This is a genomic window from Zoogloea sp. GW822-FHT05C07, assembly GCF_058800215.1.
Genome location: NZ_CM179510.1, coordinates 2,519,032 through 2,540,765, shown reverse-complemented (window position 1 = coordinate 2,540,765; position 21,734 = coordinate 2,519,032). Strand labels below are relative to the sequence as shown.

Sequence of the window (21,734 nt, the reverse complement as noted above, 5' to 3'; positions counted from 1 at the left end):
CGGCTCAGCCGGCCTCGCCCGGGTTCGGATACATCAGCACGCTGAGGAAGCGGATCGGGCACTTGCTGAGCTTTTCCGGGCCGTGGGGAATGTCGGCGCGGAAGGTCAGCGCGTCGCCCGGCTTCAGCACATAGGTGTTCTGGCCGTGGCGGTACTCGATCTCCCCCTCGAGCATGTAGATGAACTCGGTGCCCGGGTGCTCGAAGATCGGGAAGGTCTCCGACTCGTGGTCGATGGTGATCAGAAAGGGCTCGAAGACCTTGGTCGGCCCCTGGTCGTAGGCCAGCAGGTGATAGGTGTGCCCCTTCTTGGTGCCGCGCCGCACCACTTCCATCCCCTCGCCGTCCTTCACCAGCTGCGCGCTGCCGTCGCGCACGTCGTAGCCGCGGAACAGCGTGGCGATCGACACGCCGAGAGCGCCGGCCAGCCGCGACAGGGTGTCCAGGCTGGTGGCCGTCTGCGCGTTCTCGATCTTCGACAGCATGCCGCGGCTGATGCCGGCCAGGTTGGCCACATCCGCAATGGTGAGGCCGTGCTTCTGGCGCAGGTCGCGGATCGTGTTGCCCAGGTAGCGCTCCAGGCTGCCGCTGCCTTCTTGTTCGCTCATGGGGGTTCTCCCACCTAAATCTCGATGACGAAATTATTGCACAGGCAGGTGTTTCATACGAGGAAAAAATAGTTGACACGATTCACCTCGAGATGCACCATGTGCAAAAATAATTCTCTACATGAACTTCCAGCGGAGTTGAGAGCATGTCATCGAGTCGTCGCTACACCCTGTCCCTCTCCTGTCCCGACCGGGTCGGCATCGTCGCCGCGGTAAGCGGCTTCCTTGCCAGCCATCAGGGCTGGATCACCGAGGCGAACCACCACGCCGACGCCGAGGCGGGCCGCTTCTTCATGCGCCAGGAAATCCTGGCCGACTCCCTGCCCTTCGGCATCGACACCCTGCGCGACAAGTTCGCCCCCATCGCCGTCGAGTTCGGCATGGACTGGCGCATCTCCGACAGCGCCCGCAAGAAGCGCGTCGTCATCCTCGTCTCCAAGCAAGAACATTGCCTGTACGACCTCTTCGCCCGCTGGCAGTCCGGCGACCTGGACATCGACATCCCCTGCGTCATCTCCAACCACGAAACCTTCCGCGGTTTCGTCGAGTGGCACGGCATCCCCTTCCACCACGTCCCCGTCACCGCGGACAACAAGCCCGCCGCCTACGCCAAGGTCGAGGAGCTGTTCCGCGAGGCCGACGGCGACGTGATGGTCCTCGCCCGCTACATGCAGATCCTCTCGCCGGAGCTGTGCATCAACTACCCCGGCCAGATCATCAACATCCACCACAGCTTCCTGCCCAGCTTCGTCGGCGCCAAGCCCTATCACCAGGCCCACACCAAGGGCGTCAAGCTCATCGGTGCCACCTGCCACTACGTCACCAGCGAGCTCGACCAGGGGCCGATCATCGAGCAGGACGTCATCCGCGTGGATCACTCCGACGCACCCGACGACCTCGTCCGCTACGGCAAGGACATCGAGAAGGCCGTACTCGCACGCGGACTGCGCTACCACCTCGAGGACCGCGTCCTCGTCCATGGCAACAAGACCGTCGTCTTCCGCTGAAACACCGGAACTAGAGGAACCACCATGCCCTGGCGTCTCCTGCGCTTCGCGCTCAACAAGAAGCACCCGGAACCCCGGATGTTCACCTTCCACGAGAAGCTGAAAGCCAGCTACGACGTGGTCATCATCGGCGGCGGCGGACACGGCCTGTCGGCCGCCTACTACCTGGCCCGCGAACATGGCATCACCAATGTCTGCGTGCTCGAGAAGGGTTACATCGGGGGCGGCAACACCGGCCGCAACACGACCATCATCCGCTCCAACTACCTGACCCCCGAGGGCGTCCAGTTCTACGACGAGTCCGTGCGCCTGTGGCAGGACCTGTCGGAAGACTTCGACCTCAACCTGTTCTACGCCAACCGGGGCCACTTCACCCTCGCCCACACCGATTCGGCGCTGCGCACCATGCGCTGGCGCGCCGAGGTGAACAAGCACTACGGGGTGGCCTCCGAAGTGGTCGGGCCGGAAGTGGTGAAGGAAGCCGCGCCGATGATCGACATCACCTGCGCCGGCCACTCGCCGATCCTCGGCGCGCTGTACCACGCCCCCGGCTCGGTGGCGCGCCACGACGCGGTGGCCTGGGGCTACGGCCGCGGCGCCGACCAGCGCGGCGTCGAGATCCACCAGCAGACCGAAGTGCTGGGCATCGACGTGGAAGGCGGCAAGGTCAAGGGCGTGCGCACCAGCAAGGGCTACATCAGCACCGGCAAGGTCCTGTGCGCGGTGGCCGGCTCCACCCCGCGCATCCTCAAGATGGTGGACGTCAAGTCGCCGATCTACATCCACCCGCTGCAGGCGATGGTCAGCGAGCCGGTCAAGCCCTGGCTCGACCCGATCCTGGTGTCCGGCAGCCTGCACGTCTATATCAGCCAGTCGGCCCGCGGCGAGCTGGTGATGGGCGCCTCCCTCGACCCCTACGAGCTGCACGGCACCCGCTCCACGCTGGACTTCGTCGAAGGCCTCACCAGCCACATGCTGGAGATGTTCCCCTTCCTCTCCAACGTGAAGGTGATGCGCCAGTGGGCCGGCATGGCCGACATGACCCCCGACTTCGCGCCGGTGATGGGCAAGACCCCGGTGGATGGCTTCTACCTGGATTCCGGCTGGGGAACCTGGGGCTTCAAGGCCACGCCGGTGTGCGGCAAGACCATGGCCCACACCATCGCCACCGACACCGCCCACCCGCTGATCACCGGCTTCTCCCTCGACCGCTTCCGCAACTACGCCCTCACCGGAGAAAAGGGCGCGGCCTCGGTCGGCCACTGACCCGGCCCCGGAGAGAAAGGAAAACCGCCATGAAGATCATGACCTGCCCCCTCAACGGCCCGCGCCCGGTTTCGGAATTCCACTACTGGGGCGAAGTGCGCCCGATGCCCAACCCGGCCACCGCCAGCGACGACGCCTGGGCCGACTACATCTTCAACCGCAACGGCGCCCCCGGCCTGAAGAAGGAATGGTGGTGCCACACCCCCAGCAACACCTGGTTCATCGCCGAGCGGGACACCGAGAAGGACGTCGTGCTCAAGACCTATTTCTACGAGGGAGATCAATGATGCGTTTGCCCGCCACCCGCGGCGAGTGGATCGACCGCTCCCGCCCCGTCGAATTCAAGTTCGAAGGCCAGACCTACAAGGGCTATGCCGGCGACACCATCAGCGCCGCCCTGTGGGGCGCCGGTGTCCGCGTGCTCGGCCGCAGCTTCAAGTACCACCGCCCGCGCGGCGTGCTGTCCCTGGCCAACCATGACGTCAATGCGCTGCACCAGTCGGGCGGCACGCCCAACGTGCGCGCCGACGTCACGCCCCTCATGGCCGGCATGGACCTGACCGCCGTCAATACCTTCGGCAGCCTGGCCGACGACAAGGGCCGCTTCCTCGGCAAGCTGTCCGCCGTGCTGCCGGTCGGCTTCTACTACAAGGCCTTCCACAGCAAGCGCCTGTTCCCCATGTGGGAGCGCATGTTCCGCGCCATGACCGGCCTCGGCAAGGTAGACCTGAAGAGCCCGCACAAGCGCACCCCCAAGGCCTACGACTTCTGTGACGTGCTGGTCATCGGCGCCGGCCCGTCCGGCCTGTCCGCCGCGCTGGCCGCCGCCGCCCAGGGCGCCGACGTGACGGTGGTGGACGAGAACGCCCAGGCTGGCGGCAGCGCCGGCTACCAGCTCGGCAACGATAACGGCCGCCGCCAGCAACACGCCGACCTGCTCGCCAAGGTTGCCGCCGAGCCGCGCATCCGCGTGCTCACCGGCACCTACGCCGCCGGTTACTACAAGGACCACTGGATTCCGCTGGTCAGCGCGGAGCGCATGCTCAAGATGCGCGCCGGCAGCGTGGTCGTCGCCAGCGGCGCCTTCGAGCAGCCCGCCGTTTTCCACAACAACGACCTGCCCGGCATCATGCTGGCCTCGGCCGCCCAGCGCCTGGCCTACCGCTACGGCGTCAAGCCGATGGACAAGGCGGTGGTGCTCACCGCCAACGTCGACGGCTACCGCGCCGCGCTGGATCTGCTGGCCCTCGGCACCGCCATCGCCGCGGTGGTGGATCTGCGCGCCAACCCCGGCAAGGCCGAACCGCTGGCCCACCTGCTGCGCCAGTCCGGCGTCGAAGTGCTGAGCGGCCACTGCGTCGTCGAAGCCCGGCCCGGCGCCAACGGCCTGTGTGCCGGCGCCCGCATCGCCACGCTGCGCGCCGACGGCACCCCCGCCGCGCAGACCCACGACATCCCCTGCGACGGCATCCTGATGAGCACCGGCTGGGCCCCCGCCGCCAACCTGCTGTATCAAGCCACCACCCGCATGCGCTTCGACCGGGCGGTGGAACAGTTCGTCCCCGACGTGCTGCCCGACGGCGTGTTCGCCTGCGGCCGCGTCAATGGCGTCTTCGAACTGGAGCGCAAGCTCGAAGACGGTGCCCGCGCCGGCAGCCACGCCGCCGCCGCGGCCGGCTTCGGCAGCGCCAGCGGCGCAGCCCTGGCCCCCGAAAGCGAGAGCCCCAGCCACCCGTGGCCGATCATCGACCACCCGGCCGGCAAGAACTTCGTCGATTTCGACGAGGACCTGCAGTTCAAGGACTTCTGCAACGCGGTACAGGAAGGCTTCGACAACATCGAGCTGCTGAAGCGCTTCTCCACCAACGGCATGGGCCCCAGCCAGGGCAAGCACTCCAACATGAACGGGCTGCGCATCCTGGCCCGCCTGACCGGCAAAGAACCCCAGCAGGTCGGCACCACCACCGCGCGCCCCTTCTTCCACCCGGTGCCGATGTCCATCCTGGCCGGCCGCGGCTTCCACCCGGAACGGCGCACCCCGCTGCACAGCCGCCACGACGCCCTCGGCGCCAAATGGATGCCGGCCGGCGTGTGGCAGCGCCCGGAGTATTACCAGCTCGCCGGCAAGAGCCGCCTCGACTGCATCCGCGGCGAAGCCCTGGCGGTGCGCAACGGCGTCGGCCTGATCGACGTAGGCACCCTCGGCAAGCTGGAAGTCATCGGCCCGCAGGCCGCCGAGTTCCTGGAGCGCGTCTATACCTCCAACTACGCCAACCTCAAGGTCGGCATGACCCGCTACGCGGTGATGTGCGACGAGTCCGGCGTGGTCATCGACGACGGCGTGGTGGCCCGCCTGGCGGATGATCACTTCTACTTCACCACCACCACCTCCGGCGCGGCGACGATCTACCGCGAGCTGTCCCGCCTCAACACCATGTGGCGGCTCGACTGCGGCATCGTCAATCACACCGGCGCCTTCGCCGCGGTGAACCTGGCCGGGCCGAAGTCCCGCGAGGTGCTGCGCAGCCTGACCGGCCTCGACCTGTCGGCCGCCGCCTTCCCCTACCTGGCAGTGCGCGAGGGCGAGGTGGCGGGCATCCCGGCACGCCTGATGCGGGTCGGCTTCGTCGGCGAATGGGGCTACGAGATCCACGTGCCGGCCAGCAACGGCGGCGCCCTGTGGGACGCCCTGATGAAGGCCGGCGCCGGCCACGGCGTCCGCCCCTTCGGCGTGGAAGCCCAGCGCCTGCTGCGCCTCGAAAAGGGCCACATCATCATCAGCCAGGACACCGACGGCCTTACCACGCCGCTGGAAGTCGGCATGGAATGGGCGCTGAAGATGAACAAGCCCTTCTTCGTCGGCCAGCGCAGCCTCACCGCCGTCTCCCACAAGCCGCGCAAGCAGCAACTGGTGGGCATCAGCTTCCCGGCCGGCCACGAAGGCCCGGTGCCGCTGGAGTGCAACCTGGTCATCGAGGGCGGCGACATCGCCGGCCGCGTCACCAGCATCGCCTGGAGCCCGACCCTCAAGCGCCACATCGGCCTCGCCTTCGTGCGCCCCGACCTGGCCAAGCCCGGCCACACCGTCAGCATCCGCCTCACCGGCGGCTCGATGGTCCAGGCCCAGGTCAGCGCCACCCCGTTCTACGACCCGGACAACCTCAAGCAGAAGGAGGCCGCGTGATGCCCAGCAACGCCCTCGCCGTGAGCCCGGTGGCCGACATCGCCACCCTGCCCGACCCCGCCGCCCAGAAGGCCGCCGTCGCCAATCTCGGCATCGCCGACCAGTCCCTCACGCCGCGCCACGGCTGCAAGGGCCCCGGCGCCGCCGCCTGGCTCGAAAGCTTCGGCCTGCCGATTCCGCCGCAGCCCAACAGCTGGCTGCCGGTGGACGGCGGCGGCCTGATCGCCCGCCTCGGCTTCACCGAGTTCCTGGTGGAAGGCCCGGCGACGCTGATCGCCCGCCTCGCCGCCGCGCCGCGCAGCGCCGGCGTCTATCCGGTGCTGCGCCAGGACGTCGCGCTGCTCATGGGTGGCGCCCGCCTCGACGAACTGCTGCGCCAGACCTGCAACGTCAATTTCCGTCCCCTCGACCTGGCCACCCGCCCGGTGGTGCTCACCTCGATGGTCGGTGTCGGCGTGACGGTGATTCCCGAGTTCCGCAACGGCCAGCCGGCAGTGCGCATCTGGTGCGACGGCAGCTACGGACATTACCTGTGGGAGACCTTGCTCGACATCGCCGTCGAGCTGGGCGGCGGCGCCGTAGCCCCCCACAGCTTCAACTGACCCCCCACGACCCCCACCCCAATCAGGAGAGCGGCAATGACGCCCACAGAAGCAAAGAAGTTTCTCGCGGACAACGACGTCAAGTATGTCCTTGCCCAGTTTGTCGATATCCACGGCACGGCCAAGACCAAGTCGGTCCCCGCCGCCCACTTCGAGCACATCCTCACCACCGGCGCCGGTTTCGCGGGCTTCGCGGTGTGGGGCCTCGGCATCGAACCCAACGGCCCGGACTTCATGGCCGTCGGCGACCTGGACACCCTCAGCCTGGTGCCCTGGCAGCCCGGCTACGCCCGCATCGCCTGCGACGGCCACGTGAAGGGCGAGCCCTGGCCGCTCGACACCCGCGTGGTGCTGAAGGACCAGATCAAGCGCCTGGACGCCAAGGGCTACACCTTCTTCACCGGCCTGGAGCCCGAGTTCTCCCTGCTCAAGAAGGATGAAGCCGGCAACATCATCCCGACCGACCCGACCGACACGCTGCCCAAGCCCTGCTACGACTACAAGGGCCTGTCGCGCAACCGCCAGTTCCTCGAAACCCTCACCGACAGCCTGCGCGCGGTGGATGTGGACGTCTATCAGATCGATCACGAGGACGCCAACGGCCAGTTCGAGATCAACTACACCTACGCCGACTGCCTGACCTCCGCCGACCATTACCTGCTGTTCAAGATGGCCGCCTCGGAGATCGCCAACGACCTGGGCATGATCTGCTCCTTCATGCCCAAGCCCTTCGCCAACCGGCCGGGCAACGGCATGCACATCCACATGTCCCTCGGCGACGGCAAGACCAACCTGTTCGCCGACAAGACGGACAAGCACGGCCTCGGCCTGTCCAAGCTGGCCTACCAGTTCCTCGCCGGCATCCTGGCCCACGCGCCGGCCCTGGCCGCCATCTGCGCGCCGACGGTCAACAGCTACAAGCGCCTGGTCGTCGGCCGCTCGCTGACCGGTGCCACCTGGGCCCCGGCCTACATCAGCTACGGCGACAACAACCGCTCGTCGATGGTGCGCATCCCCCACGGCCGCCTCGAACTGCGCCTGCCAGACGGCGCCTGCAACCCCTACCTGGCCACCGCCGCGGTGATCGCCGCCGGTCTCGACGGCATCGAGCGCGACCTCGACCCGGGCCTGCCGCAGAACCAGAACCTCTACGCGCTGAGCCCCGAGGAACTCAAGGCTGCCGGCATCGAGATCCTGCCGCAGAACCTCCACGAAGCCCTGCTCGCCCTCGAGAAGGACACCGTGCTGTGCAAGGCCCTCGGCCCGGTCGCCGGCGAGTTCCTGCGCCTCAAGCACATGGAATGGGTGGAGTACATGCGCCACGTGTCGGACTGGGAAATCAAGAACTACCTGGAATTTTTCTAAGAACTGAACGAAGGAGAAACGACTATGTGTGGAATCGTCGGATTGCTGGTCAAGACGCCAGCCCTGCGGGAAAAGCTCGGTGAACTGATGGTGCCGATGCTGATCGGCATGACCGAGCGCGGCCCCGACTCCGCCGGCCTGGCGGTGTTCGGCAACCCCCTGGCCGACAGCCAGCGCAAGATCAGCGTGTATTCCGGCCTCACCGAGGACGGCGCCGACTTCAACTGGCTCGGCCTCGGCCATGAACTGAAGTCCCACCTCGGCGTGCCGGTCGGCATCGAAATCAAGGGCAACCACGCCGTGCTGACCTTCGACGTGGCCCCGGCCATCGTCAAGCGCTGGATCGCCGAGCACCACCCCAAGCTGCACATCCTGTCCACCGGGCGCAGCATCGACCTCTACAAGGACATCGGCACCCCGGCCGAAGTGGCCGCCCGCTACGACTTCAGCAAGCTGACCGGCTCGCACCTGGTCGGCCACACCCGGATGGCCACCGAATCCGCCGTGACGCCGGACCGCGCCCACCCATTCACCGCCGGCGAGGACTTCTGCCTGGTGCACAACGGCTCCCTGTCCAACCCCAACGGCATCCGCCGCATGCTGGAGCCGCGCGGCATCCACTTCGAGACCGACAACGACACCGAAGCCGCCTGCCGCTTCCTGGAATGGCGCCTGCGTGAAGGCGACGACCTGGAGACCGCCCTGCAGAAAGGCTTCGAGGAGCTCGACGGCTTCTTCACCTTCCTGATGGGCACGCCCGACAAGCTGGCCCTGATCCGCGACCCCTTCGCCTGCAAGCCGGCAGTCGTTGCCGAGACCGACGACTACGTGGCCATCGCCTCCGAGTTCCGCTCCCTGGCCCACCTGCCCGGCATCAAGCACGCCACCGTTTTCGAACCCGCGCCCGAGGAGATGTACGTATGGAACGCCTGACCTTTGACCTCGCCACCCAGCCCCTGCGCGAGCTCAACACTTTCCTGCACAACGACGCCAAGGACGGCAAGGCCCGCCACGTCACCGTGCTCAACCCGGACGGCGCCCACAACATCGCGGTCGGCCTCGACTGCCCGGTGGAAGTCGAGATCGTCGGCCACGCCGGCTACTACGCCGGCGGTATGAACAAGGCCGCCAGCGTGACGATCACCGGCAGCGCCGGCACCGGCGTCGCCGAGAACATGATGAGCGGCAAGGTGCACGTGAAGGGCTTCGCCTCCAACGGCGCCGGCGCCTCCGCCCACGGCGGCCTGCTGGTCATCGACGGCGATGCCGGCCTGCGCTGCGGCATCTCGCTGAAGGGCGGCAACATCGTCGTCGGCGGCTCGGTGGGCAGCTTCTCGGCCTTCATGGCCCAAGCCGGCCGCATGGTGATCTGCGGCGACGCCGGCGACGCCCTCGGCGACTCGCTGTACGAAGCGGTGCTCTACGTGAAGGGCAACGTGAAGTCCCTCGGCGCCGACGCCCAGTACGAACCGATGACCGACGAAGACATCGCCGCGGTCGCCGGCCTGCTCGACCAGGCCGGCCTCGACCACGACCCGAAGGCCTTCAGGCGCATCGCCTCCAAGCGTTCCCTTTATCACTGGAACGCCGACGCCAACCAGGAATATTGATCCCGCGCCCCGTCCGGGGCGGAGCGCCAAAGCCGCCTCCGCCCCCATCAGGACGACGCCGACGGACTTAGCCGACGAATATTGAGGAGTTCCCAAATGGAAACCAAACCCGTGCAATTCAAGAACCTCTCCCGCGAGGAATCCTACGGCTACGACCGCAAGACCCTCGACTACATCCGCAACGCCGCCGCCCACGGCCTCTACGAGATCCGCGGCATGGGCGCCAAGCGCAAGCTGCCCAACTTCGACGACCTGGTCTTCCTCGGCGCGTCCATGTCCCGCTACCCGCTCGAGGGCTACCGCGAGAAGTGCCTGACCAAGACCGTGCTGGGCACCCGCTTCGCCAAGAAACCGATCGAACTCGATATCCCGATCACCATCGCCGGCATGAGCTTCGGCGCCCTGTCCGCCAACGTGAAGGAAGCGCTGGGCCTGGCCGCCACCGAGATGGGCACCTCCACCACCACCGGCGACGGCGGCATGACGCCGGAAGAGCGCCGCTCCTCCAAGATCCTGGTGTATCAGTGCCTGCCGTCCCGCTACGGCTTCAACCCGGACGACGTGCGCAAGGCCGACGCCATCGAGGTCGTCATCGGCCAGGGCGCCAAGCCGGGCGGCGGCGGCATGCTGCTGGGCCAGAAGGTGAACCCGCGCGTCGCCAAGATGCGCACCCTGCCGGAAGGCGTCGATCAGCGCTCCGCCTGCCGCCACCCGGACTGGACCGGCCCGGATGACCTGGCCATCAAGATCCAGGAACTGCGCGAGATCACCGACTGGGAAAAACCGATCTACGTGAAGGTCGGCGCCACCCGCACCTTCAACGACGTCAAGCTGGCCGTCCATGCCGGCGCCGACGTGGTGGTGGTGGACGGCATGCAGGGCGGCACCGCCGCCACCCAGACCTGCTTCATCGAACACATTGGCATCCCGACCCTGGCAGCCGTACGCCAGGCCGTCAATGCCCTCGAAGACCTGGACATGAAGGGCAAGGTCCAGCTGATCGTCTCCGGCGGCATCCGCACCGGCGCCGACGTGGCCAAGGCGCTGGCGATGGGCGCCGACGCGGTGGCCATCGGCCAGGGCGTGCTGGTGGCCCTCGGCTGCAACGGCGAGACCTACTTCCAGAACGGCGCCCACCACGACGCCATTGCCGACTACAACGCGCTGGGTACCTCCCCCGGCTTCTGCCACCACTGCCACACCGGCAAGTGCCCGGTCGGCGTCACCACCCAGGACGCCATCCTGGAGCAACGCCTGACCCCGGCGGTGGGCGCCAAGCACCTCAAGAACTACCTCAAGACCCTGAACATGGAACTCACCACCATCGCCCGGGCTTGCGGCAAGCAGAACGTGCATCACCTGGAGCCGGAAGACCTGGTGGCCCTGACCATCGAAGCCGCCGCCATGGCCGGCGTGCCGCTCGCCGGCACCAACTGGATCCCCGGCCAGGGCTTCTGAGCAAGCAAGTTTCTCCCTCTCGCCCCGCAAGGCGTTTCGCCGGGGCGATCCGACCACGGATCGCCCCGCTTTTTTCCAGGAGACTGAATCCGTGACCGCCCAGATCATCGACGGCAAAGCCCTCTCGAAACGCCTGCGCGAAGGCTTCCGGGAGCGCGTCGATCACCTCGCCGACCAGGGCGTTCAGCCCGGCCTGGCCGTCATCCTTGTCGGCGACAACCCCGCGTCCCGTGTCTATGTCGGCAACAAGATCAAGGCCTGCGAGGAGTGCGGCGTGCGCTCCTTCCACATCGCCCTGCCCGCCGATACGCCCCAGGCCGAGGTGCTTGCCACCATCGCCCGCCTCAATGCCGACCCAGCTGTGCATGGCATCCTGATCCAGCTGCCGCTGCCCCCGCACATCGAGCCGCGCAGCGTGCTGGAGGCGATCTCGGTGCACAAGGACGTGGACGGCTTTCACCTCTACAACGTCGGCGGACTCGTCGTCGGCAACACCATCTTCCCGCCGTGCACGCCCTACGGCGTGCAATTGCTGCTCGACACCACCGGCACCGACGTGGCCGGCAAGAACGTGGTCGTGGTCGGCGCCAGCAACATCGTCGGCAAGCCGATGGCCCTGATGCTGCTGCAGCGCGAGGCCACCGTGACGATCTGCCACGCAAAGACCCGCGACCTCGCCCAGCACACCATCCTCGCCGACATCCTCATCGTCGCCGCCGGCAAGCCGGGCCTGATCGTGCCTCAAATGGTCAAGGAAGGCGCCATCGTCATCGACGTGGGCATCAACCGCCTGACGGACGGCCCCAACGCCGGCAAGATCGTCGGCGACGTGGACTTCGACGGCGTCAAGGAGAAGGCCAGCTGGATCACCCCGGTGCCCGGCGGCGTCGGCCCGATGACCGTCACCATGCTCATCGAGAACACCCTGCGCTCCGCCGAACGGGCGCTACGCATGCGCCAGGCCGACGATTTTCAGGATTGGGAAGCACCAACCCTCAAGAATGGCTGACAATGCCGCCCTCGACGCGCCGGATGCGTTTCCGGCGCCGCACCCAACCACCGCCGCCGGAGCTTGCCCATGTCCACCGATGATTGCCTGATCCGCCTCGAAGGCCTCGCCCTCGACGCTTCCATCGGCATCTACGCCCACGAACTCGCCGCCCGCCAGCCGCTGGAGATCGACCTCACGCTGGCCATCGACGGCACGCTGGCCGCCCGCAGCGACGACATCCGCCACACGGTGGACTACGACCGGGTCGTCGAATGCCTGGAAGAGCTCCTCGCCAGCCGCCACTTCAACCTGCTGGAAAACCTCAGCCAGGCCATGCTCGACGCCATCGGCGCGCGCTTTCCGGTGCGCCGCGCCGAGATCCGCATCGCCAAGCCACTGGCGGTGCCCAAGGCCCGCCGCGTGTCGGTGAGCCGCAGCTGCGAGTGGAAACGCGAAACCATCAAGGCCGTTGCGGCAGGCTGATCCGCCGCGGCGGTGGATTATCCCCGCCCGGCGTGACCAAGCCTGTGGATAAGGTGTGGGGGTTGGCCACAAACCCCTGACACGGCAGGATTTTTATCGACTGCCTAAAAATTAGGCAACAACGCAAACCATTGCCGCCCCACGCCAGCCTCAGCTGGCGTTGAAGGCCAGTTCCTCTTCCGGCAGGTTTTCCGCCTGCCACTTCAAGCCGCTCGCCTCCATGGCGAGGAAACGCTTAGTCACATGGCGCATCAGGAAACCGATCACGCCACCCAGCAGGCCCTCGTACACCATGCACAGATCGACGACGCAGCCCGACGCGGTGGGTGTCACCATGTGCTGCGCGACGGCCTTCATGCCTGGGCTGCGGGACTCCCACACGAAATGCACGCCGGGCTCCAGCGCGGTGACCGTCCATATCGCCGCCGGAAAGCCCGGCTGGGACAGGCGCACACTCGATCCGACCGCCAGCGGCAAAGGCGTCAGCGCCTCCACGCTGGACACCGACCCCGTCCATTCCGGCCAGCGCGCCACATCGGTCTGGATCTGCCAGACATGCTCTGCCGGGGCCCTGATTTCAGTCGATGTCTGGAATGTACGCATGGCTCGTCCCCGAATCGGAGGTGATGACATAGTAATAGCACCCAACACCCCCCTTGTCACCCTTCCCGCAGCCTTGGACTAGAATGGTTGGAAACATCAAAAACAACGAAAGCGCCGCATCACGTAGCCGGGACACGACCGTCTGGAGGCAGGGTGGAAAATGCACAATCGCGACGAGGACAAGCGCCCCTCCGGCAGCCACCTGGATGCGCTGCGCGGCGTGCTCGACGGATTGGGCGCGTTGATCTTCACCAAGGACCGGGACGGGGTCTACACCTATGCAAACCAGCGCTTCTGCGAAACCCTCGGCACCTCGCTGGACGCCATCATCGGGCGGAGTTCGGCTGATTTCTTCGATGCCGACACCGCCGCCAGGCTGCACCACGACGACCAGGAAGTCCTCGCCACCGGCCTGCCCCTGTCCCGCCGCGAAGCACGCCTGAACAAGGACGATCCCGAGGAACGCTATTACTTGGCCGTCAAGGCACCGGTCTTCGACAGCGACGGCCGCATTGCGGGCCTGTCCGGCGTGCTCATCGACATCACCGAACTGAAAGCCGCCGAAGATGAGCTGAAGCGCTCGGAAGCGCGCTTCCGGGTACTCTTCGAGGCCAGCCACGAGGCGCTGGCGGTCCTCGACGAAAAGCACCTGATCGACTGCAACCAGAGCACGCTGGACCTGCTCGGCATCCCCAGCCGGGAGGTCTTCCGCGGGCTCAGTGCCAGCATGCTGACCCCACCGGTGCAGCCCTGCGGCACCACATCGGCCGAACTGGCCGCCCGGCACATGGAGACCGCCCGCCGCCAGGGCCATCATCAGCTGGAATGGACTGTGCTGCGCCACGACACCCGGGCCGAAATACCGCTCGAGATCACCCTCAGCGCACTGGAGCTGGACGGCCAGCCGGCCCTGCTGGCCACCATGCGCGATCTTACCGAACGCAAGCGCTACGAGGAGCAGATCCACCAGCTGGCCTACTACGATGCGCTCACCGGCCTCCCCAACCGCCGCCTGTTCTTCGACCGCCTGGCCCAGACCCTGGCCCGCAGCCAGCGCAGCGGCCACCATGGGGCGATCATCTATCTCGACCTGGACAACTTCAAACCCCTCAACGACTGCCACGGCCACAAGGCCGGCGACCTGCTGTTGCAGGAGGTCGCTTACCGCCTGTCCGGCTGCCTGCGCGACGAGGACACGGTGGCACGCCTCGGCGGCGATGAATTCGCGGTGCTGCTGGCCCAGATCGACAACAGCCAGGCCGACAGCCAGCGGGACGCCACCTTGCAGCATGCCCGCGACGTCGCGGAACGCATCCGCGACGCGCTGGCCCGCCCCTACCTCCTCACCATGGACAAGGGCGACGCACCCACCAAACAGGTGGAACACCATTGCTCGGCCAGCCTCGGCGTGACCCTCTTCCCGCCCTGCGAAATGGACGGCGAAGCCATGCTCCGGCGCGCCGACGCCGCGATGTATGCCGCCAAGGCCGCCGGCCGCAACCAGATCTGCTTCGCCGCAGGCTGAGGCTCCAGCCCCCGGTGCCCCGGCTACGCCCCGCCGAGCAGCGGAAACAGCTGGCGCAGTCCGGTGGCCATCATCTCGATGGCCATCGCCGACAGGATGAAGCCGCTGACCCGCTCCACCACGTTCAGCGTGGCCTGGCGGATCTCCCGCCCGGCAGTGCAGGCGATGCGGAAACTGAGCCAGCACGACAGCCCGACCAGCACGATCGGCAGCACCACGTGGATCAGGTCCAGCCGGCTGTCCCACACGCTGTTGCCCATCACGTAGCTGAAGGCTGCCGGGCCGGCCAGCAGCGGCACCGCCAGCGGCACGATGGACGCCTCCCGGCGCTCCGGCTGGCCACCGTTGGCCGGCGAACCCTTGAAGCTGGTCTCCTTGCCGAGCACCATCGCAATCGCCAGCAGCAGCACGATGATGCCGCCCCCCACCTGCATCGCCCCCAGCGATACGCCGAGGAAGCTCAGCAAGGGCAGGCCCAGGAAGGCTGCCACCAGCAACGCCACCGTCACGCTGACGCCTATCGTCCGCGCGAAGCGCAGCCGGGCCGCTGGATCCAAGCCCTCGGTGGCGGACAGGAAGATCGGAATCATCGACACCGGCCCCACCAGCGCAAACAGGGTCACGGTCTTCTTGATGGCGAGGGCGGCAATGGCAAGCATGGAGCACACGGAACAGGACGATGCCCAGATTGTTGTCCGCCCCGCAGCGCGCAGGCAACCGGGGTTTCCGCCAACGCGGCCGACGCATCGCCGGCCCCCCCACCGAGGGCTGCGGACTTCCATGCACGGTGCGCTGGCGGCTATGCTTGAGAGCGGACGCCGACGGACCACCACTCCTGTCCAATCCCCCATACCGCTGAGCCACAACCGATGAAACTCCAGATCGTCTCCGACCTGCACCTGGGGCTGGCGCCCTGCGAACTGCCTGATACCGGCGCGGACCTGCTGATCCTTGCCGGCGACATCCAGCGTCCGCCGGCAGCGCTGCAATGGGCTGCGGCACTTGAGCGCCCGACAATCTACGTGGCCGGCAACCACGAGTACTACGGCTCGAGCATCCCGGCCACCAACCGGCTGCTGCAGGATCTCAGCCGCGACAGCCAAGTGACGGTGCTCGACTGCGGTGAAAAGCGCATCGGCGACATGCGCATCCTCGGCGCCACGCTGTGGAGCGATTTCCGCGTCGTCGGCGACGGCGCCGCCCGCGAGCGGGCCATGCAGGAAGCCGTCCGCTTCAGCCGCGACTTCAGCCGCATCGCCATCGCCGGAGACCGGCCGGACTACCTGACCCCGCAGCACTGTGCCACGCTGTTCGAGTGCCACGCGGACTGGCTGGCCCGCCGCCTCGCCGAACCCTTCGCCGGCCACACGGTGGTGGTGACCCATTTCGCGCCGTCACCGCTCAGCATCGCCCCGCGCTTCAGCGGTTCGCCGCTCAACGCCTGCTTCGTCTCCGACCTGGAAAGCCTGGTCGCCAGCAGCGGCGCCGCGTTGTGGATACACGGCCACACCCATGACAGCTTTGACTACCGCCTCGGCACCACCCGCGTGCTGGCCAACCCACGCGGCTACGTACGCGACGGCATCGCCGAGAATCCGGCTTTCGATCCTGGGCTGACGGTCACGGTGGGCTGACGGCGCCCACTGCACACCCGGCCCCGGCTTCCCCCGGCCACGAGCACATCGGACAACGCACCAATCCCATCAGCCCACGCTTCAAAACCACAACGACCACCGGACGGGGCGGCGGGAAGATGCGGGCAAGCCCGCCGGGCATCCATTCAGGCCGGCCGGTCCGTCCTGTCCTGCTCGTCCAGGAGTTGCAACGCCCGCGGGAAGTCGAGCCGGCCGACCGCGTCACCGATCTGTGCGTACGCGTCCGGCGCGAGAATCCCCTCCAGCCCGCCTGAAATGGACTTGAAGGTTTCCAGTGCGTCGAGGTTCTGCCCGGCCAGTTGTTCCTTGAAGATCGCAAGCGTGGCCGCATCGAGCGGATGAACGTCCGACTCGTGGCCAGCCCGCTGCGCGGGCCGCGATTCCCGCCAAGCATCCAGGCCTGTGACCAGTGCATCGACCTGCGCCCGGCAGGCCTCGAGTCGTTCCACCGACAGTTGCCCAGCGCGCGCATCGCTTTCGAGGCGTCCGAGCTCGGCCGCCAGCGCCATCGCGCCGATGTTGCCTGCCTGCCCGCGCAGGCGATGCAGGGCGCTCTCCGCCGAATGCCATTGCTGCGTGCCGATGGCCTGGCGGGCCTGCTCCATCAGATCAGAGGACTCCCCCAGAAAACCATCCAGCAGGCGGAGGAACAACCGGCGGTCGTCGGCGAGCCGGTAACGGACCTGTGCCAGCTCGATCCCCCTGATCGCCGGCCATCCTTCGTCGTCTGCCTGCGCCGCATCCGGGCGCGGCTCGATGGACAACGGGCGCCCCCGTCGCTGCTCGACGTGCTGGCGCAGCCGACGTATCAATTCGAGCGGTTCGATCGGCTTGGTCAGGAATCCATCCATCCCCGCCGCAAGTGCGTGCTCGCGCTCTGCAACGGTCGCGCCGGCGGTCAGCGCCAGCACCGGCAGATTCCGCCCGCCGGGCAGGGCGCGCATCCGCCGCGTCACTTCGTAGCCGTCCATTTCCGGCATCTGTACGTCCATCAGCACCGCATCGAAAGCCGCCGGACTCGTCTCCAGCTGCCCGAGGGCCTCCTGCCCCGAACTGCACAGGGTGGCCGTGGCGCCTTCGTGCTCGAGCAGACGCCGGCAAACGGCCAGATTCATCTCGCTGTCGTCCACCACCAATACCCGCAGCCCCGGCAGGCAGCGGCTGCCCCCTCCCTCCAGCGCCGCCAATTCGGGACCGGGGCTGTCATCAACGATGAGGATGGGCGGGTGGCCGGACGCCGTGGAGTCCGGCCTTTCGTCCTCCCGCGCCGCGATCCGCAGCGGCAGTTCGAACCAGAAAGTGCTGCCGCCGCCCGGCGTGCTTTCCGCACCAACGCGCCCCCCCATGTTTTCAGCCAGTTGCCTGACCAGCGACAGCCCCAGACCGCTGCCGCCGTACTTCCGCGTGGTGGAGGCATCGGCCTGCGTGAAGGGCTGGAACAGCCTGGGCAACACATCGCCGGCGATGCCGATGCCGGTGTCGGTCACGCTGAAGCGCAGCGTGACCACCTCGGCATTGCGGTCGACGACACCGAGTTGCAGCTCGATACGCCCCGCCGCGGTGAACTTGAGAGCATTGCCGACCAGGTTGATCAGTATCTGGCGGATCTTCTGGGCGTCGCCTTCGAGGCTTTCCGGATAGGCCTCCAGGTTGGCGGGGGGCAGGAAGATCAGCCCCTTGGCCCGGGCTTCGGGGCCGAACAGGCGCTCGACATCGAGAAGGATGTCCCGCAGCCTGAAGCGGACCGTTTCAAGCACGATTTCGCCCGCCTCGATCTTGGCGAGGTCGAGGACATCGTTGATCTGCGCCAACAGGTTACGGCTGGCGCTCTGGATCGTCGCCAGCTGTTCGCGCTGATCTGCATCCAGACTACTCAGGCCCAGCGTGTGCGTCATGCCGATGATCGCATTGAGGGGCGTCCGCATTTCATGGCTCATCGTGCTCAGGAACAGGCTCTTGGCCTGGTTGGCTTTCTGCGCCTGACGCCTTGCCTCCTCGATTTCCGTGATGTCGAAAACCAGGGCATAGAAGCCTTGCACTTCCCCATCGCGAACATCGGGGATGTATTCGGCCAATGTATGGTGCTGGCTGCCATCCGGCATCGTCAGCGTGCGCTCGAAGCGCTGCCGCTCACCTTTCAGGGCCCCGTCGATATACGGCTCGTTGAGACGAAAGAGTTCATCCCCCAGCAGATCCCGGATCGGTATTCCGCTCATCTGCTCGGCGGTCCTGCCGAACCAGTTCAAATACGCCCAATTGGCAAAGCGATTGCGCAGATCCCTGTCCCAATAGCCGATCATGCCGGGGACGGCATCGGCCACCGTGCGCAGAAAGCGCTCGCGCTCCTCCAGATCGTGGGTCCGCTCGTGGACGCGCCGGTTGAGTTGCGACATATGCGCCCCGAGCAAACTCGCCCATTTGAGCAACAGCCAGCCGATCACCAGGTTCGCCAGGGCGAGAACCCCCGCGGTCATCTTCCATTTGCCGGAAAAATCCGCCGTCGCGCGCCCGGCGGTCATCCAGAAGGGGAAATGTTCGAAGCGCTGATAGCAATAGACACGTTCCACACCGTCGATGGGCGCCACGACCGAGTAGGTGAAGTGATCGGCCGTCGGCCGGCTGCGCAGCAGATCCAGCGCGGTCTGCGAGACATTGCGATTGCCGACGCCGCTGTTGGCCCCCGACAGCGCGGGGTAGCGGACGACCTGGGCGAGATCCAGGGTTCGCACATTGATCGTTCCGTGCGCACCGAGGTCGATCTTCGCCAGGGCCTGCCCCAGTCTTTCAATCGGAATGACGGCAAAGATCATCCCCTGGAACTTGCCCTCCTTCTCATCGAGCGGGCGCGCCAATACCAGCGACCACTGGCCGTCGAGCTTCGCCTGCACCGGGCCGGCAAACTGGAGCCCCTTCAGCCCAGCCCTGGCTTTCGAGAAATACTCCCGGTCCGCGATGTTGGGGATGGCGTTCTGGCCGCCGCGGATCCCCGTATTCAGCACCACATTTCCATCCGCGTCGGCAACCCCGAGGCGTATCACCAGCGGATGTTCGGCCAGCTCGATGCTCAGCCTGTCGATGAAGTCGGCAACGAGCTGCGGGCTGCTGTGCGAGCGGTGATGCTGGAAACGCTGCCCGGTGGCCTTCAGCAAGGCATCAACTTCCGAGAACCCGCTTTCAACCTGGACAGCAACGGTCTTCGCCGTGTTGAGTACCGATATCTCCGCCAGGGTGTAGCTTTCGGCGCGGGAATTCCACACCACGAGCGCGGACAGCGCCGCGATCACTGCAATCGCAGACGCTGCGATCCAGATATACGGCGACGTGGTCCGAAGTCTTGAAAGGCGCATCGACCCGAGCACTTCAAGCGTGCATCTCAGTGCAGCTTGACGTGCGGCTCCGTCCGCTTGGTGATCAAACGCGCCAGCGTATCGAGCGCAACCTTCGTGAATCCGTGCAGCGCGAGTTCGTGCATCTTGTACAGGGAGTTGTACATGAGCCTGGCGAACAGGCCTTCGACCCAGATGTTGCTGCCAACCAGCCCGCCCATCAGGTTGCCGACCGTCGAATATTTGCCGAGGGAAACCAGCGAGCCGAAGTCGCGGTAGCGCCAGGGTTTGAGCGGCTGGCCGCGCAGGCGGGCGCGGATCTGCTTGAACATGTGCTGCGCCTGCTGGTGTGCCGCCTGGGCCCGCGGCGGGACCATGACGCCCGCTGGCTTCCCTTCCCACTGGCAGGCCGCGCAGTCGCCGATGACGAAGACGTTCTCGTCCCGGGTGGTCTGCAAGGTCGGCAAGACGAGCAGCTGATTGATCCGGTTGCTCTCCAGCCCGCCAAAATCCTTCAACATTTCCGGGGCCTTGACCCCCGCGGCCCAGACCACCAGTTCCGAGGCGATGATTTCCCCGCTGGCGAGCCGGATGCCATCGGCCATCACCTCGGCAACCGTCGCCTGCGTCTTGATCTCCACGCCGATCTTCTCCAGCAGGCGGGTCGCCCCGGCGGAAATACGCTCCGGCGCCGCCGGCAGGATGCGCGGGGCCGCCTCGATGACCACGATCCGGATGTCCTTCTCCGGATCGATCCGGTCGAGACCGTAGGAAACCAGTGCCCGCGCGGTGTTGTGCAACTCGGCAGCCAGCTCGACCCCGGTGGCGCCGGCACCGATGATGGCCACCGTCAGCTGCCCGGGACGGAACGGGGTGTGCTGGGCATGGGCGCGGATGCACGCATTGACCATGCGCCGATGGAAGCGGACGGCCTGCTCCGGCGTCTCGAGGGCGATGGCATGCTCCTTCACCCCCGGCACGCCGAAATCATTGGTCAGGCTGCCGACCGAAATGACCAGCGTGTCGTAGTGGAAGATGCGGGGGGCGATCAGCTCCTCGCCATGTTCGTCCACATAGGGCGCCGTGATGACCTGGCGCTTCTCGCGATCGATCGCCACCACCTCGCCGAACCGGTAGCTGTAGCCATGCCAATAGGACTGGGCCAGGTGATTCAACTCGTAGGTGCCGAGATCCATGCTCCCGGCGGCGATCTCGTGCAGGTGCGGCTTCCAGAAGTGAGTGCGCGACTTCTCGACCAGCGAAATGGCGGCCTGGCCTTTCCGGCCAAATTTGTCGCCGAGACGCGTGGCCAGCTCGAGTCCGCCGGCACCACCGCCGACGATGACGACTTGATGCAGGCCCGGATTGCCGGCCGCGACGTCGAAGGATGCATCAGGATGACGAGGTGTGGAATTGCTCATATTCATTGAGGGTCTTGTCAGTAAGTAAATCCGAAGATCCCGCCCACCACGGCAAGATGAATACACCCGGCGCACACGCGCCGGGCAGGCAATCAGGCCAGTGATTGTATTTCGTGGGGCCGAAAAAGGGGCGCGACGGCGCCGCTGGGAAGCCGACCTTCGATACGCGGCGGGCGCCTTATCGGGCCGCCAGGGTCGGTAGCAGGGACAGGGCATTTTCCCGCCCGATGGCCCGCAGCTCCGCGCTGGACAGGCCGAGGCTGTGGAAGTCGCGCGCGGTCTCACCCAGCGGCACGTAAGGGTTGTCGCTGCCCATCAGGATCTGCGATACCGGAACGACGCTAGTGATGGCGGCCACCGCCGGCTTGTTCGCCGTGCCGGCCAGATCGAAGAAATGCCGCCGCAGTTCCTGCTCGATGCCCAGCGGCGCAAGGGTGGACAGGCTTGCCGGCCCGTACTGCTTCATGCGCCCGACCATCATCGGCATGTTGCCGCCCGCGTGCGTGAAGATGAAGCGGATATCCCGGTAACGGGAGAAGGCACCGGGGAACAGCAGGTTGGTGATGGCACGGGCCGTATCCTGCGGAATCTCGGTGATCAGCGGCGTGACGTCGGGCAGCACAGGGCGATC

19 protein-coding genes are annotated in these 21,734 nt (G+C 66.7%); 13 read left to right on the top strand and 6 right to left on the bottom strand.

Annotated features, from left to right (window positions below):
• Nucleotides 1-4: 4 nt before the first annotated feature.
• Nucleotides 5-607 (bottom strand): helix-turn-helix domain-containing protein, encoded by a 603-nt coding sequence (locus tag AC3QL2_RS11965; protein WP_374479395.1) that lies wholly within the window; start codon nt 605-607, stop codon nt 5-7.
• Nucleotides 608-753: 146 nt separating this feature from the next.
• Between AC3QL2_RS11965 and purU the strand changes: the two genes are divergently transcribed.
• From purU to folB, 11 genes are all read left to right on the top strand, one after another.
• Nucleotides 754-1,614 carry a formyltetrahydrofolate deformylase gene (purU, locus tag AC3QL2_RS11960; protein ID WP_493240394.1) on the top strand — a complete coding sequence of 287 codons (861 nt, stop codon included), beginning with the start codon at nt 754-756 and terminating at the stop codon, nt 1,612-1,614.
• A 24-nt stretch (nt 1,615-1,638) separates the two neighbouring features.
• On the top strand, nt 1,639-2,880 hold the full coding sequence (locus AC3QL2_RS11955) for an FAD-dependent oxidoreductase (protein WP_079437539.1): 1,242 nt from the start codon (nt 1,639-1,641) through the stop codon (nt 2,878-2,880).
• 29 nt (nt 2,881-2,909) lie between these two features.
• Nucleotides 2,910-3,167, top strand: coding sequence for a sarcosine oxidase subunit delta (locus AC3QL2_RS11950; protein ID WP_493236365.1), 258 nt, complete (start codon nt 2,910-2,912; stop codon nt 3,165-3,167).
• Entirely contained in the window at nt 3,164-6,064 is a 2,901-nt protein-coding gene (locus AC3QL2_RS11945; RefSeq protein WP_493236363.1) for a 2Fe-2S iron-sulfur cluster-binding protein, read from the top strand. Before AC3QL2_RS11950 ends, AC3QL2_RS11945 begins: the two co-directional genes overlap by 4 nt.
• Nucleotides 6,064-6,666 carry a hypothetical protein gene (locus AC3QL2_RS11940; RefSeq protein WP_493236362.1) on the top strand — a complete coding sequence of 201 codons (603 nt, stop codon included), beginning with the start codon at nt 6,064-6,066 and terminating at the stop codon, nt 6,664-6,666. Before AC3QL2_RS11945 ends, AC3QL2_RS11940 begins: the two co-directional genes overlap by 1 nt.
• A 36-nt stretch (nt 6,667-6,702) precedes the next feature.
• Complete coding sequence (glnT, locus tag AC3QL2_RS11935) at nt 6,703-8,031, top strand: type III glutamate--ammonia ligase (RefSeq protein WP_493236361.1); 1,329 nt, start codon at nt 6,703-6,705, stop codon at nt 8,029-8,031.
• A 24-nt stretch (nt 8,032-8,055) separates the two neighbouring features.
• Nucleotides 8,056-8,964, top strand: a complete 909-nt coding sequence (locus AC3QL2_RS11930) for a class II glutamine amidotransferase (RefSeq protein ID WP_493236360.1) — start codon at nt 8,056-8,058, stop codon at nt 8,962-8,964.
• On the top strand, nt 8,952-9,641 hold the full coding sequence (locus AC3QL2_RS11925) for a protein glxC (RefSeq protein WP_493236358.1): 690 nt from the start codon (nt 8,952-8,954) through the stop codon (nt 9,639-9,641). Before AC3QL2_RS11930 ends, AC3QL2_RS11925 begins: the two co-directional genes overlap by 13 nt.
• 96 nt (nt 9,642-9,737) lie before the next feature.
• A complete protein-coding gene (locus tag AC3QL2_RS11920; protein WP_493236357.1) occupies nt 9,738-11,099 on the top strand; it encodes an FMN-binding glutamate synthase family protein in 1,362 nt (453 codons plus the stop codon).
• Nucleotides 11,100-11,190: 91 nt separating this feature from the next.
• On the top strand, nt 11,191-12,108 hold the full coding sequence (folD, locus tag AC3QL2_RS11915; RefSeq protein WP_493240392.1) for a bifunctional methylenetetrahydrofolate dehydrogenase/methenyltetrahydrofolate cyclohydrolase FolD: 918 nt from the start codon (nt 11,191-11,193) through the stop codon (nt 12,106-12,108).
• 69 nt (nt 12,109-12,177) lie between these two features.
• On the top strand, nt 12,178-12,573 hold the full coding sequence (folB, locus tag AC3QL2_RS11910) for a dihydroneopterin aldolase (protein WP_481116400.1): 396 nt from the start codon (nt 12,178-12,180) through the stop codon (nt 12,571-12,573).
• Nucleotides 12,574-12,723: 150 nt separating this feature from the next.
• Here the strand turns inward: folB and AC3QL2_RS11905 are convergent, their stop codons facing one another.
• The gene (locus AC3QL2_RS11905) at nt 12,724-13,176 is read right to left on the bottom strand and encodes an SRPBCC family protein (protein ID WP_493235866.1); all 453 of its coding nucleotides are present in this window, start codon (nt 13,174-13,176) and stop codon (nt 12,724-12,726) included.
• Between the two features lie 160 nt (nt 13,177-13,336).
• Between AC3QL2_RS11905 and AC3QL2_RS11900 the strand changes: the two genes are divergently transcribed.
• The gene (locus tag AC3QL2_RS11900; RefSeq protein WP_493235867.1) at nt 13,337-14,701 is read left to right on the top strand and encodes a diguanylate cyclase domain-containing protein; all 1,365 of its coding nucleotides are present in this window, start codon (nt 13,337-13,339) and stop codon (nt 14,699-14,701) included.
• Between the two features lie 23 nt (nt 14,702-14,724).
• Here the strand turns inward: AC3QL2_RS11900 and AC3QL2_RS11895 are convergent, their stop codons facing one another.
• Entirely contained in the window at nt 14,725-15,360 is a 636-nt protein-coding gene (locus AC3QL2_RS11895) for a MarC family protein (protein WP_493235868.1), read from the bottom strand.
• A 210-nt stretch (nt 15,361-15,570) separates the two neighbouring features.
• Here AC3QL2_RS11895 and AC3QL2_RS11890 point away from each other — a divergent pair, with 210 nt between their 5' ends.
• A complete protein-coding gene (locus AC3QL2_RS11890; RefSeq protein ID WP_493235869.1) occupies nt 15,571-16,335 on the top strand; it encodes a metallophosphoesterase family protein in 765 nt (254 codons plus the stop codon).
• A gap of 146 nt (nt 16,336-16,481) precedes the next feature.
• On the opposite strand, the gene AC3QL2_RS11885 is transcribed toward AC3QL2_RS11890, so the two are convergent.
• The 3 genes from AC3QL2_RS11885 to AC3QL2_RS11875 form a co-directional block, all read right to left on the bottom strand.
• Nucleotides 16,482-19,640 carry an ATP-binding protein gene (locus AC3QL2_RS11885; protein WP_493235870.1) on the bottom strand — a complete coding sequence of 1,053 codons (3,159 nt, stop codon included), beginning with the start codon at nt 19,638-19,640 and terminating at the stop codon, nt 16,482-16,484.
• Nucleotides 19,641-19,729: 89 nt separating this feature from the next.
• Nucleotides 19,730-21,109, bottom strand: coding sequence for an NAD(P)/FAD-dependent oxidoreductase (locus AC3QL2_RS11880; protein WP_493235871.1), 1,380 nt, complete (start codon nt 21,107-21,109; stop codon nt 19,730-19,732).
• A 172-nt stretch (nt 21,110-21,281) separates the two neighbouring features.
• The gene (locus AC3QL2_RS11875; RefSeq protein WP_493235872.1) at nt 21,282-21,725 is read right to left on the bottom strand and encodes an amidohydrolase family protein; all 444 of its coding nucleotides are present in this window, start codon (nt 21,723-21,725) and stop codon (nt 21,282-21,284) included.
• Nucleotides 21,726-21,734 lie beyond the last annotated feature (9 nt).